General features: G+C 62.2%; 12 protein-coding genes. 7 read left to right on the top strand and 5 right to left on the bottom strand.

Going from position 1 to position 12007, the window contains the following annotated elements; translation table 11 throughout:
• The first annotated feature begins 47 nt into the window (after nucleotides 1-47).
• From CQ012_RS01425 to CQ012_RS01445, 5 genes are all read left to right on the top strand, one after another.
• Complete coding sequence (locus tag CQ012_RS01425; protein WP_105661237.1) at nucleotides 48-1151, top strand: VanZ family protein; 1104 nt, start codon at nucleotides 48-50, stop codon at nucleotides 1149-1151.
• 130 nt (nucleotides 1152-1281) lie between these two features.
• Entirely contained in the window at nucleotides 1282-2052 is a 771-nt protein-coding gene (locus CQ012_RS01430) for a DUF2637 domain-containing protein (RefSeq protein WP_105657789.1), read from the top strand.
• An 84-nt stretch (nucleotides 2053-2136) separates the two neighbouring features.
• Entirely contained in the window at nucleotides 2137-3240 is a 1104-nt protein-coding gene (locus CQ012_RS01435) for a GTP pyrophosphokinase (RefSeq protein WP_105657790.1), read from the top strand.
• Nucleotides 3241-3426: 186 nt separating this feature from the next.
• The gene (locus CQ012_RS01440) at nucleotides 3427-5028 is read left to right on the top strand and encodes an ABC-F family ATP-binding cassette domain-containing protein (protein ID WP_105657791.1); all 1602 of its coding nucleotides are present in this window, start codon (nucleotides 3427-3429) and stop codon (nucleotides 5026-5028) included.
• Between the two features lie 68 nt (nucleotides 5029-5096).
• Nucleotides 5097-5543 (top strand): hypothetical protein, encoded by a 447-nt coding sequence (locus tag CQ012_RS01445; RefSeq protein WP_105661238.1) that lies wholly within the window; start codon nucleotides 5097-5099, stop codon nucleotides 5541-5543.
• Nucleotides 5544-5621: 78 nt separating this feature from the next.
• On the opposite strand, the gene CQ012_RS01450 is transcribed toward CQ012_RS01445, so the two are convergent.
• The 3 genes from CQ012_RS01450 to CQ012_RS01460 are packed head-to-tail and all read right to left on the bottom strand — an operon-like array spanning nucleotide 5622 to nucleotide 7198.
• Nucleotides 5622-6530 carry an SURF1 family cytochrome oxidase biogenesis protein gene (locus CQ012_RS01450; protein ID WP_105661239.1) on the bottom strand — a complete coding sequence of 303 codons (909 nt, stop codon included), beginning with the start codon at nucleotides 6528-6530 and terminating at the stop codon, nucleotides 5622-5624.
• Nucleotides 6531-6776 (bottom strand): acetone carboxylase, encoded by a 246-nt coding sequence (locus CQ012_RS01455; protein WP_105657794.1) that lies wholly within the window; start codon nucleotides 6774-6776, stop codon nucleotides 6531-6533. It lies immediately after the preceding gene.
• Nucleotides 6776-7198, bottom strand: a complete 423-nt coding sequence (locus CQ012_RS01460) for a DUF3099 domain-containing protein (RefSeq protein WP_105661559.1) — start codon at nucleotides 7196-7198, stop codon at nucleotides 6776-6778. Before CQ012_RS01460 ends, CQ012_RS01455 begins: the two co-directional genes overlap by 1 nt.
• A 181-nt stretch (nucleotides 7199-7379) precedes the next feature.
• Between CQ012_RS01460 and CQ012_RS01465 the strand changes: the two genes are divergently transcribed.
• Together CQ012_RS01465 and CQ012_RS01470 are read left to right on the top strand one after the other, a co-directional pair.
• Nucleotides 7380-8138 (top strand): beta-ketoacyl-ACP reductase, encoded by a 759-nt coding sequence (locus CQ012_RS01465; protein WP_181148862.1) that lies wholly within the window; start codon nucleotides 7380-7382, stop codon nucleotides 8136-8138.
• A 34-nt stretch (nucleotides 8139-8172) separates the two neighbouring features.
• Nucleotides 8173-8922, top strand: a complete 750-nt coding sequence (locus CQ012_RS01470) for an SDR family oxidoreductase (RefSeq protein WP_105661240.1) — start codon at nucleotides 8173-8175, stop codon at nucleotides 8920-8922.
• Between the two features lie 149 nt (nucleotides 8923-9071).
• Here the strand turns inward: CQ012_RS01470 and CQ012_RS01475 are convergent, their stop codons facing one another.
• Complete coding sequence (locus CQ012_RS01475) at nucleotides 9072-10820, bottom strand: VanW family protein (protein WP_105661241.1); 1749 nt, start codon at nucleotides 10818-10820, stop codon at nucleotides 9072-9074.
• Between the two features lie 161 nt (nucleotides 10821-10981).
• Nucleotides 10982-11902: a phosphoserine phosphatase SerB gene (gene serB / locus CQ012_RS01480; RefSeq protein WP_105661242.1), complete on the bottom strand. Its 921-nt coding sequence runs from the start codon at nucleotides 11900-11902 to the stop codon at nucleotides 10982-10984.
• Between the last annotated feature and the right edge of the window lie 105 nt (nucleotides 11903-12007).

A 12007-nucleotide genomic window follows, 5' to 3' on the forward strand; every position in this document is an offset into this window, starting at 1 on the left:
ATTCTGCAGCCCAGCTTTCTCCCGGAATATTCCGCTTAGATAGAAATATGCAAACAATGTTCTGGCCAGCGGCAATCGCCATTCTCGGCGGCGCCCTCTTCTTGGCGTCCGCCGGCGTTTTCCTGCTGGCCGTGCAATACCGCCGGCATGGACGGTTGTCCTGGCGCCGCACCATTACCACCGCAACCGCAGCGGTCTACGGATTCGGCCTCTTCAGCTACACCATGCTTCCGCTGCCGGCCACGCGCGACGAATTCTGCCGTCCCGGGGTGGCCATCCCGCAACTGGTGCCCGGCCGTTTCGTCGACGACTTCAGGGTGGCCATCGTGGAGCGCGGGCTGAGCGGCTTCGCCACCAGCTTCACGCTGTGGCAGGTGCTGTTCAACATCATCTTGTTCATGCCCCTGGGCATCTTGGCCGTGCGCTGGCTGCGCGGCAACATTTTCACCGGCGTCTTGCTGGGCTTCGCGGCCTCGTTGGCCATCGAGCTGACCCAGTACACCGCTATTTGGGGGTTGTACACCTGCGCCTACCGCGTGGCCGACGTCGATGACCTGATCACTAACACTGCCGGCGCGCTGCTGGGCGCGATGATCGCCTACCTTCCGATGTTCCGCTTCCTGTCCGGTCCGGTGGAAGCGGACGCGGCCAACGCGCCGGCGCGGCCGGTCACCCGCGCCCGCCGCGCACTGGCCAACATCTTCGATGCAGGCTTCACCTCGGCCGTGCTCTTCGTCATCGGCGCTGCACTGGAACTCCTGGAGCGCTTGGGTGCCCCGGAGTTCGGCCAACAGTGGATGAACTTCTGGCTTCCGCTGCTCGTGGTCTTCTGCGTCTTCTGGCTGCCGAGCCTGGCGCCGGGACGGGCTACCCTCGGCCAGCGCTGTGCCTGGCTGATGCTCACCGACGGGCAGGGGCAACCGGCTCCGGCCGGCCGGGCCTTGCTGCGCAGCCTGCTCGGATTTGGCGGGATTAACTTCCTCTTCCAGATTTCCACCAGCATGGTCGACTTCACGCCCTACCCGCTGCTGAACATGCTCGTTGTGATCTATATCGCGATCAGCGCCTTCTACTTCATCTTCGAGGCGAATCACCGGGGGCTGGCCGGAAAAATCAGCGGTACCGGTTTCATCGACCGTCGCGCCCTTTGAGCCAAGGCGCCCCAGCAACGCAAGGCGCACGCTAAAATGGAACGCGGTGGTCTGCGCCTGGGGTGCGGTCCAGCAAACTCGCGTTTGAAGACATACCGATAATTCCCAAAAGTTAGGTCTGCTCAGCAGCATGGAAGATAACAAACCAGAGGTCCCGGCCGAACCGCACCGCGCCGTCCTAGGCACGGCCGTAGGCGCGACGGTCCTCATTGCCATCGGCGCATTCGTGCTCTCGTTCGCTGCATTGACCGACCTGGCCGAACGCTCGGGCATCAGCCCGCGCCTGGCCTGGATCTGGCCAATCATCATCGACGGCATGATCGTGGCCGCCACCGTGGCCATCGTGGCCCTGAACGGCTTCCATCGCAAGGCCATGATCTACCCGTGGTCGCTGCTGTTCTTCGGTGCGATCGTTTCCACCGCGGCGAACTCCACCCACGCAATCCTGACCGTGGACTCGATCGAAAACGGAGTGCCGCCGCTGGTTTCCGCGCTGGTTGCCGCCATGCCGCCAATCGTCTTGCTGGCCATCACCCACCTGACCGTGCACATGTACCAGAAGAAGTCCGAAGCCGCGAAGCTGCGCGCTGAGCTGGAATACAACGAAGAGCAGGAAAACGCCGAGAAGTACGGCGTCGCTTATGATGATGGCTACAACGCTGCGCTGACCGACACCAAGACCGCCGAGGAAGAACGCCTATCGGTCCTGGAACAGGATCACCAGGACGCGCTGGCCCGAGCCCGCGCCGAAGGCATCGCGGCCGGCCGATCGGACTCGAAGGTCACCCCGATCAAGCAGAACGCGCAGCCAGCCAAGGAAACCAAGCCTGCAGCGCAGAAGAAGACCGAGGACAAGGCGCCATTGTTCGACGACATGGCTAAGCGCCTTTCCCGCCCATAAGGGCCGTCGCCGCACCCGGCTGGCGCCAGGGCATGAGCATGAGGACAGCATTTTCAGGAACGCTTTAGCATCCAGGAGGCATCAATGATGGATCCGGCGCAGGGCCAGGCGAACGACGAGTTCTCCGAACAGATTGCGGCCGCCGTTGAGCAGTACAAGTCTGTGACCGGCGAACTCAATACCGTCATGTCGGCCATGAAGGCGAAGATCCGCCGGTTGTTCGCGAATTCCGAGGTGCAACCGCTGTTCATTACCGGCCGGGTGAAATCGCCGCAGTCCTTCGCGGCCAAGGCCTCGCGCCGGCTGCAGGAAAGTTCCGAGACCGCCCCGGTGCTGGAATTCCCCAACCCGCTGCGCGAAATCCACGACATGGTGGGCATCCGCATCATCGTGATGCTGCCCCATGAAATCCAGCAGGTGGCCAGCCTGATCAAGTCGCACCGCGACTCCTTCGACTGCCGCAGCGACCGGGAGAAGGACATCGGCTCGGTGGAGTCCGGCACCTACGGCTACTCCTCGCGCCACCTGCTGCTCAAGACCCGCAGCGAGCCGATCGTGCGCAAATTCCAGGAGGCCTTGGGCAAGCCGGTGGTAGCCAGCGGCAACTTCGTCTTCGAAGTGCAGATCCGCACCGTGCTGCAGCATGCCTGGTCCGAAATGGAGCACGACATCCGCTTCAAGCATCCCGGCGAGGCCGCCTGGAATCCGCAGATCGACCGCCACTTCACCGCCACCGCGGCGATGCTGGAAACCGTGGAGGACTACTTCACGGACATCGACGAGCTGTACCACCGCCTGAACGGCTACCACGACCAGCAGGGAGCCGGATCCGAGCCGTTGACCGGCGAGAAGATCGGCGAAATATGGCAGACGCTGTTGCCGCACGTGGACCGCAAGCGCGATGACGATTGGTCCTGGGCCGCCGAGCTGCTCGGCTCCCACGGCATCGACCAGACCTGGCAGCTGGCGCAGCTGCTGGATGCGAATGTGGTCACCGATGTGCGTGCGGCGCTGGACCACCGGTACTCGCCGGGGCCGGACCGCTTGCTTGACGACGTGCTGCTCTGGCGCTTCGGCAAGGACCACATCGACAAGACCAGCGGCGGGGACCTGCGCCGCGAAGCCTCCTTGCGCCGCCGCCTGATCCAGATGATGGATTACCGATCGCAACCCAGCGACAAGGAATAATTTCGATTCGAAGCCCGGATTTCCACTGCGGTGGAAGTGCGGGCTTCGATTCTTTAGCCAGCTCAACCCCAAACTGTTAGTTTGTGCACGTTCCGCAGGCCACGGCGTGGTTGGCCGGTAGAATAGTCAAGTTGCCCAATTTGTGGGCCGCACAATTCTTGTACCCGCATGAAAGGGCCACACCATATGATTTCCGTAGCCAACCTTGAGCTACGCGTCGGCGCCCGCTTGCTGATGGACGAAGTGAACTTCCGCATCGACAAGGGCGACAAGATCGGACTGGTGGGACGCAACGGTGCCGGCAAGACGACGATGACCAAGGTCCTCGCCGGCGAGACCCAGCCAGCCTCGGGTGAGGTCACCTTCAAGGGCTCCATCGGCTACCTGCCGCAGGACCCCAAGACCCCTGACATGGAGCAGCTGGCGCGCAATCGCATCCTTGGCGCCCGCGGCCTGGACGTGGTGGTCACCAAGCTGGCCCAGAACCGCGAGGACATGGCCAGCGAGGACGCTGCCGTCTCCGCCAAGGCCATGCGCCAGTACGACCGGTTGGAAGCAGAATTCATCGCTGCCGGTGGCTACGCTGCCGAATCCGAAGCGGCCGCCATCTGCGCCAACCTGGATCTGCCGGACCGCATCCTGGACCAGCCGCTGCGCACCCTGTCCGGTGGACAGCGCCGCCGCGTCGAGCTGGCCCGCATCCTCTACTCGGACGCCGAGACCCTGCTGCTCGATGAGCCGACCAACCACCTGGACGTCGATTCGATCATGTGGCTGCGCGACTTCATCAAGAACTACCCCGGCGGCGTGCTGATGATCAGCCACGATACCGGCCTGATGGAATCCACCGTGAACAAGGTGCTGAACCTCGACGCGAACCGCGGCGTGGTGGATGTCTACAACATGAACTGGAAGCGCTACAAGATCCAGCGCGAAACCGATGAGCGTGCCCGCAAGCGCGAGCGCGCCAACATCGAGAAGAAGGCTTCGGTCCTGCTGACCCAGGCGAACAAGATGAAGGCCCGCGCCTCCGGCGCCTCGGCGGCGCAGTCCATGCTCAAGCGCGTGGATCGCATGCTTTCCGGGCTGCAGGAAGAGCGTGCCTCCGACAAGGTCGCAGCCCTGCGCTTCCCGGATCCGGCTCCCTGCGGCAAGACCCCGCTCATGGCCGAAGGCCTGTCCAAGGCCTATGGCTCGCTGGAGATCTTCAACGATGTCTCGCTGGCCATCGACCGCGGCTCGAAGGTTGTCATCCTGGGCCTGAACGGTGCCGGCAAGACCACCTTGCTGCGCATGCTCGCCGGTGTCTCCGAACCCGATACCGGAAAGATCATTCCGGGCCACGGCCTGAAGATCGGCTACTTCGCCCAGGAGCATGACACCTTGGATCCGGAAGCCAGCGTGCTGGAGAACATGCGCCGCAACGCGCCTGACCACCTGAACGATGCCGACGTCCGCTCGATCCTCGGCTCGTTCCTGTTCGTCGGCGACGACGTGACCAAGCCGGCCGGCGTGCTCTCCGGCGGCGAGAAGACCCGTCTGGCCCTGGCCACCATCGTGGCTTCCAGCGCCAATGTGCTGCTGCTTGATGAGCCGACCAACAACCTCGACCCTGCCTCGCGCGCCGAGGTGCTGGGCGCGCTGTCCACCTTCCCGGGTGCCGTGGTCATGGTGTCCCACGATGAGGGCGCAGTGATGTCGTTGCAGCCTGAGCGCGTGGTCATCCTGCCTGATGGCGATGAGGACCTCTTCAACGAGGATTACCTGGAATTGGTTTCGCTGACTTAAATCCTGACAACGCGCAATAGCTCTCGTAGGCTTGGCAGATCACCATCTTCAAAGGGAGCTGCCAAGCCATGAGTGTTTTTGGACGCAAATTACCGCGGATCGCAGGCGCTGGGCTGCTGCTTGCCAGCGCGCTGGCCGGCTGCGCCGCACAGGTTCACGATGAGGTCAACGCCCAGTGGACGCTGCTGGACCCTGCCGGGGTGAACGCGTCGAGCACCAGCCTCGACCTCGGGGTCATGCGGCTTGCCTGTTCCTCCGGGGTGACCGGCGAGGTGACCGCCACCCAGGTGGAGCTGTCCAAAGACCAGATCGCCATCGGGATCGTGGTTGAACCGCTGGAAGGCGAAGCGCATGCCTGCCAGGGCAACGAGACCGCGCCCTACACGCTGGAACTGCAGGAGCCGGTGGGGGACCGCACCCTCATCGATGCCTCCTGCCTCGAAGGCGAGGGGCACAAGACTCCTGGGTGCAGCGACAGCGGGATCCGCTGGACTCCGCCGGCCAACGGCAGCTGAAAGAAAACTGCATTAAGCAGAGAACCGCGCGGCAACTGGAATATTCCAGCTGCCGCGCGGTTTCCTTGTTTCCCGCAGCTACTTCGGGAGGCCCCCTGGCGTGTGGTCGGCCTGGTCGAGCAGCGCATCCTCGATGGCTTCATCGGTCGGCGTGCCGTCACGGCGGAACTTCTTATCCGGCTTGGCGCGAATCTTGCGCACCTTGTGCAGCGGCTCGTCCAGGCCCAGCGCCTCGGCTTCGGCTTGCTCGGCGGCATCCTCGGCGTTCAGCTTCTTCTGCTGGCGAGCGGCATACCAGAAGCCGATGAAGGCCAGCACGCCAAAGATGTACCACTGGATCTCGTAGGAAAGATGCGGACCTTCATCCATATCCGGAGCGTCCAGCTGCAGTGGCGCAGTGGCCGGGGCCGGATCCTCTTCATACATCAGGCCGTAGGCGCCCTGGGCGATCTCGTAGTCCAGGAGCTTGGCGTAGTCTTCGAGCTGGATCGAAGCCAATTGGCCCTCCGGGGCGCCGCGGTCCAAGCGGATTTCCGATGGTTTCAAACGCACATCCACAGTGACTTCTCCGGCAGGTGGCGCTGGAACAGCATCCGGGTGGCCGTCTTCCTGGTTGCCGATCGGCAGGTAGCCGCGGTTCACGACGACAGTTCCGCCCTCGTTGGTCCTGAACGGCACCAGCACCTCGTAGCCGGGGCTGCCGGCCTTGATGCGGTTGCGCACGATCATGGTATCCGCGGGCAGATATTGGCCGGTGAGCTGCGCGGTCATCCAGGTCTTGTCCTCGTCCAGGTCCTGGAAATTCTCCAGGGCCTGCGTGCCGGTGACCGGCTCTGCGAAGTAGTTGCGGTTGACCCGTTCGATGCCCTCGAGGACTTCGGCACGGCGGTCGGCTTGCCAATTGCCCAAGCCAATGCAGGCGGCGGCGAAGATCGCCACCAGAATGAGCCAGCCGACCCACCGGGTACTGGCCAGAAAACGATACATCTACTTGCTTTCTCCTTCATTGCCCGGCATCGGCAGCGTTTCCTTGTAGAGCAGGCGTTCCTTCAGATACGTTTCGAGCCAGTCGCGGTGCTCTTCGCAGGCCAGCCAGATTTTGCGCCGGTCCGGGGTGTGGATCTTCGGATTATTCCACAGCAGCTGGTGGCTGGCGGCGTTGCGGCAGCCCTTTCGCGAGCACTGGATTTCGGCGGCGGCAGGGGAGCCGCCGAGCGAACCTAGCAGATCCACTAGTCCTCCTTGGGAGCAGTTGTTGGCTGTTGCACCGGATCAGCTTCTTCGGCGAAGCTTCCGTCGATCACTTCTGGTTCCGGTGCCTGCTGCGCGGCCGGCGCGGTTTCGTCCGGTGCGGCGATAGCCTCGGCGCCGGGAGCCTTGTAGAACTCGGCGGGCGGTTCGCGTTTGGTCAGATCCGCACCGCCGTTGGCGATCACCACTGCGATATAGGGAAGGATAATTGCGCCCGCGAGCAAGACCCAGCGCAGCCAGCCATCGAAGAAGAAAGCGAGAACGAAGCAGATCAGGCGCACGGTCATGGAAATCGTGTATTTGCGCACACGTGAATCGCGCTCGGTGGTATGGGACTCGCGCGCTTCGGTAATGCGGTGAACTTCCGGTTGGCTGGAACCGTGATTCGTGGGCTGTGGGGACATGTAAAAGACTTCGCTTCGCAGTACGGGATCTGCTCCCATTGTCTCACCTGCGGCACGAAGAGTGTAATTTCTACGCGCTGTCGAAGCGGTAAAACTGGGTAGTAACTAATAGGATTGTTCACGGAGTAGCTACTTAACTAGGCAAAGTGCGCTTTTCGGCTGGCCCTTGGAGAGATTTACCATGCCAGGACAGCGAGCGCATGAACGGAGAAATACATTGACTACGGAACCAACCACTGGCCGCAGTGTCCTCGTGACCGGCGGCAACCGCGGCATCGGACTTGCTATTGCGCGCGCATTCGAAGCCAACGGCGACAAAGTGGCCATTACCTACCGCAGCGGCGAGGTTCCCGCCGGACTGCTCGGCGTCAAGGCCGATGTCACCGACGGCGAATCGATCGACGCGGCCTTCAAGGAAGTTGAAGCGGCCCACGGTCCGGTAGAAGTCCTCGTCGCCAATGCGGGGGTCACCAAGGACACCCTGCTGCTGCGCATGAGCGAAGACGACTTCACCTCGGTGATCGACACCAACCTCACCGGCGCCTTCCGCGTGATCAAGCGCGCGTCCAAGGGCATGATCCGGCTCAAGCGCGGCCGTGTCGTGCTGATTTCCTCGGTCGTCGGCCTTTACGGCTCGCCAGGGCAGATCAACTACGCGGCGTCCAAGGCCGGCCTGGTGGGCATCGCCCGCTCGCTGACCCGTGAACTGGGCTCACGCGGCATCACCGCCAACGTTGTGGCTCCGGGCTTCATCAACACCGAGATGACCGCTGTGCTGCCAGAGGACACCCAGAAGGAATACCTCTCCAGCATCCCGGCCAACCGCTTTGCTGAGCCTGAAGAGGTTGCCAACGTGGTCCGCTGGATCGCCAGCGACGAAGCAGGCTACATCTCCGGTGCCGTGATCCCGGTTGATGGCGGCCTGGGCATGGGCCACTAGAAGATTTAAGCAAGAAATCCAAAGGAGTACCACCATGAGTGAATTCAAAGGTGCCGTTGTAACCGGTTCCTCGCGCGGCATCGGTGCGGTGACCGCGCAGCTGCTGGCCGAGCAGGGCGTTGGCGTAGTGGTCAACTACCGCGCCAAGGCCCCGCGCGCCAACAAGATTGTTGCCGCTATTGAAGAAAAGGGCGGCAAGGCCGTTGCCGTGGGCGCCGACCTGACCACCGTTGAGGGTCCGCAGGCTCTGGTTGACGCGGCTGTTGAGAACTTCGGCTCGCTGGATGTTGTCGTGCTCAACGCTTCGGGCGGCATGGAAACCTCCATGGGCGAAAACTATGCGCTGCGCTTGAACCGCGACGCGCAGGTGGCCATGCTGGAAGCCGCGCTGCCCCAGTTGAGCGAGGGCGGCCGCGTGGTCTTCGTTACCAGCCACCAGGCGCACTTCATCAACGAAGTAACCACCATGGATGCCTACGACGCTGTGGCCAAGTCCAAGCGCGCCGGCGAAGATGCACTGCGTGAAATGATCCCGAAGCTGGCCGAGAAGAACATCACCTTCGTGGTGGTCTCCGGAGACATGATCGAAGGCACCATCACCGCAACCCTGCTCAACCGCATGGAGCCAGGTGCTATCGACGCCCGCCGCGAAGCTGCCGGCAAGCTGTACTCCGTCGAGGAGTTCGGCGCCGAGGTAGCCAAGATGGTCTTCGCCGACGTCGAGACCGGCCACACCGAGCTGGTTGGCGGCGCAGGCGACTTCCTGGAGCAGTCGGGCAAGTAAGCCCCCGCAGCAGCGCGCATCAGCTGGCGGCAGTTACCCCGTGCAGGGGTTCCGACCGCCAGCTTTTCCGTGCCTGGGGCAAAATGCGCAGGGTTAAGCGAAATCGCCGGGCACCTCCGAAAGGGAGGCGCCCGGCGATTTCGCTTGGATCAGTCCTTGGGCTTGTCGCCGCAGACGATCTTGTGCCATGGGCTGTAGGTCCAGCTCTTGGTTTCAGCTGGCAGCTTCTTGGATCCATCGAAGGCTTCCCGATAGCGGGTGATATCGATGCTGAAGCCCTTCTTGCCACCAGATTCCGAGACGCACTTTTCGGCCGGGTTGTACTTGGTTTCGGGGTTGGTCTGGTTGTACTTGCCCGAGCTCTTCTGCGAGACATCCCAGTACTTGGTGGACCACAGGCGGGTATTGACCTTGTCGCCCGAAACCCAGGCCTGGATCATCACGCCGTAGGGGGTGTTGTTCTCCCAGATCATGTCGATCTGGCCTTCCCACAAGGTGGCTTCGCGTCCTGCGGGGTAGCGCTCGAACCAGCGAGAATGCGGCTTGTGGGTGATGTCGTCGTATCCGGCCAGGAAGCCGACGTTGTACATCTGGGTGGAGATCTGCGAGAGTCCGCCGCCTACGGCTTCGGTGCTGAAGCCGCTTTCCACGACCCCGGAGCTGTAGTAGCCGTTGGCCACGGTGATCGGGCCCAAGGCCTGCAGCAGCGAGAAGCGTTCGCCGGGCTTGATGATATCGCCATTGACGCGCGCCGAACCGGCATGCAGGTTCTTGGTGCGTACGGTATCGGAAGCCGGGTAGGGAGTGGAGAAGGTGACGATCGGTTCCTTGATGCCGAGCTTCTTCGCATCTGCGGTGGTGAAGTCGGCTTCCTTCTCGGTCATCTCAACTTCGGCAGTGCGGTTCTTGGAAGCGGTGGCGGCCAGGACCTTGGCGCCCAGGCCCTTGGTCTCCAGCGAGATGCCCTTGGAGGACTTGATGATGGACGGCTTGCCGTCCTTCAAGACGATCTGCGCATCCTTGGCAGTGCTGGAAAGATCTGAATTCTTCGTCGCAGCCTTGTAGAGCTTCTCGTCATCCAATGCGATCGCTGGGGCGCCATCCTTGGGCGCGTACTTTGCCGCCGCGGCAATAGACGCGGCCGAGATGGACGCCTTCTTGTCATCCGATGCCAGGATGACCTCGTCCTTCAGCAGCGCCTTGACGTCCTTGTCGTAGAACGCCTGCAGGGCGTCGGCAGAGATTGCCGGCTTGCTGACCTCGGCAGGCAGGTCGATCGCCGCGCCGGCAATTTCCCATTCCTCGCTGATCAGTGTGGCGGCTTCTTCGGTCTTCAGCGCTACGCCGTCAACCGGCTTGGTCAGCTTCGAGGTGCCATCCTTGAAATCGATGGTTCCTTCGGCGACCTCGGCATTGGCCTTCTTGGCCAGCGCTTCAAGCTGCGCGCCCAGTTTTTCCTGATCTACGTCGACCGCTGGGGTGACGTGGAATTCGCCGGTGAGCCGCTCGTAGAGCTTGGCCGGGTTGATTTCGTAGGAAGTCAGTTCGGTAATGGTTTCATCAACGTTCAGTTCCAGGCCGGCCTTGGCCGGATCCAGGGTGTACTTTTCACCGTTGACGGTGACATCCATTGGCTTTTCAGCCAGGGGGAGTACCTCGCGTTCCAATTCGGCGCGAGCCTGGTCCTTGTTCATGGATCCGATGTTCACGCCCGCAATTGACGCGTTGGCTGGAACCTGGGAACTGACATAGGCGGCTCCGCCGAAATATGCTGCGGCTACGGCTGCAACACAAGAACCGGTAATGATCCAAGGCTTGGCCTTGCTCTTCGGCTTCTTCTTGTCTTGTGCGGAGTGCGTAGGCGTAGTTGAGGAACTGTCCGGGGAGGGGGTCTGCACTGGTCTGGTAGCTCTTTCGAAAGCGATAGGGGCTACGCGCGCGGCTAGGACTTATGCCGCCAGCCGTTAAACGCGTCAATAGAAATACTAACCGCTGGAACAACCGATCAAGTTACCGAAAGCCGCTATCGGCAGAATTGTTATGCAGTTGTTGGATTCCGCTAAGCCAAATCATTGAGTACTAGGTCGGCGATGACGTCCAGGCGCGAGAAGTCCAGGCGCACGTCCGCCTCATCGCGCAGGGCAGGCTTCGCATTGAAAGCCACGCCCAAACCCGCGGCAGCAACCATGGCCAGATCATTGGCGCCATCACCGGCGGCGACGGTTGCCGTCATCGGGATGTGATGTTCCTCGGCCCAGGCGCGCAGCATCGTTTCCTTCATGCCACGATCGACGATCTGGCCGTGAACGGTTCCGTCAAGAATTCCCTCGGAAATGCCCAAGGTGTTAGCCAGCGCATGGTCCAGGCCCAGATGGGCAGCCAACGGATCCAGGATCTGCTGGAACCCGCCGGAAACTACGCCGACCTTGTGCCCAGCAGCGTGGAACCGCTTGACCAGGGCTTCGGCGCCGTCCGAGAGGACAATGCGCTGGCCTACCTCGGCAAGGACAGTATCTGGCAGATCCTTCAAGGTAGCTACGCGCTGGATCAAGGACTGGGCGAAATCCAGTTCACCGCGCATCGCGGCTTCGGTCACCGCAGCCACTTCTTCTTCCCGTCCAGCGTGAGCGGCGAGCAGTTCGATGACTTCCTGCTTGATCAAGGTGGAATCGACATCCATCAGCAAGAGCAGCTGCGGAGCATCGACGAGTTCGGCCGGTACCACCGCTACGCACATGTCCGCGTATTCCAGTGCGCCGTCGGCGACCTGCGCATCGACGAATGCCGCAGCAGCCTGCTGCAGCTTCGCCGGATCGGCCTGTTCAAGGCGGAACTTGGCGACCAGCCGCTCTTCGCTGGCTTTGATCTGGCTCTCGTCCGCGGCGGGAATGAGCCCGGCGGCGGCCGCTTGCTGCAATACAGCGTTGAAGTCGGTGCGGGAGAAAGCGGGGCGGGATGCGAAAACCAATGATGAAGCCATGCAACCATTTTTCATTGCTTCGGTGTTTACGACCAAACATGACGTGTTGGCGCAAAGTCGCTGACCAGGCCTGGGGGAGCGAACTAGTATTGCCGTTGGACGCAA

Origin of the sequence: Arthrobacter sp. MYb214 (assembly GCF_002979865.1) — a bacterium.
GTDB lineage: Bacteria > Actinomycetota > Actinomycetes > Actinomycetales > Micrococcaceae > Glutamicibacter.

What these genes read in the sequence shown, in the direction of transcription:
- CQ012_RS01425 (WP_105661237.1), top strand. Translation starts at nt 48, where the DNA reads ATGCAAACAATGTTCTGGCCAGCGGCAATCGCCATTCTCGGCGGCGCC.
- CQ012_RS01430 (WP_105657789.1), top strand. Translation starts at nt 1,282, where the DNA reads ATGGAAGATAACAAACCAGAGGTCCCGGCCGAACCGCACCGCGCCGTC.
- CQ012_RS01435 (WP_105657790.1), top strand. Translation starts at nt 2,137, where the DNA reads ATGATGGATCCGGCGCAGGGCCAGGCGAACGACGAGTTCTCCGAACAG.
- CQ012_RS01440 (WP_105657791.1), top strand. Translation starts at nt 3,427, where the DNA reads ATGATTTCCGTAGCCAACCTTGAGCTACGCGTCGGCGCCCGCTTGCTG.
- CQ012_RS01445 (WP_105661238.1), top strand. Translation starts at nt 5,097, where the DNA reads ATGAGTGTTTTTGGACGCAAATTACCGCGGATCGCAGGCGCTGGGCTG.
- CQ012_RS01450 (WP_105661239.1), bottom strand. Translation starts at nt 6,530, where the DNA reads ATGTATCGTTTTCTGGCCAGTACCCGGTGGGTCGGCTGGCTCATTCTG.
- CQ012_RS01460 (WP_105661559.1), bottom strand. Translation starts at nt 7,198, where the DNA reads ATGTCCCCACAGCCCACGAATCACGGTTCCAGCCAACCGGAAGTTCAC.
- CQ012_RS01465 (WP_181148862.1), top strand. Translation starts at nt 7,380, where the DNA reads ATGCCAGGACAGCGAGCGCATGAACGGAGAAATACATTGACTACGGAA.
- CQ012_RS01470 (WP_105661240.1), top strand. Translation starts at nt 8,173, where the DNA reads ATGAGTGAATTCAAAGGTGCCGTTGTAACCGGTTCCTCGCGCGGCATC.
- serB (WP_105661242.1), bottom strand. Translation starts at nt 11,902, where the DNA reads ATGGCTTCATCATTGGTTTTCGCATCCCGCCCCGCTTTCTCCCGCACC.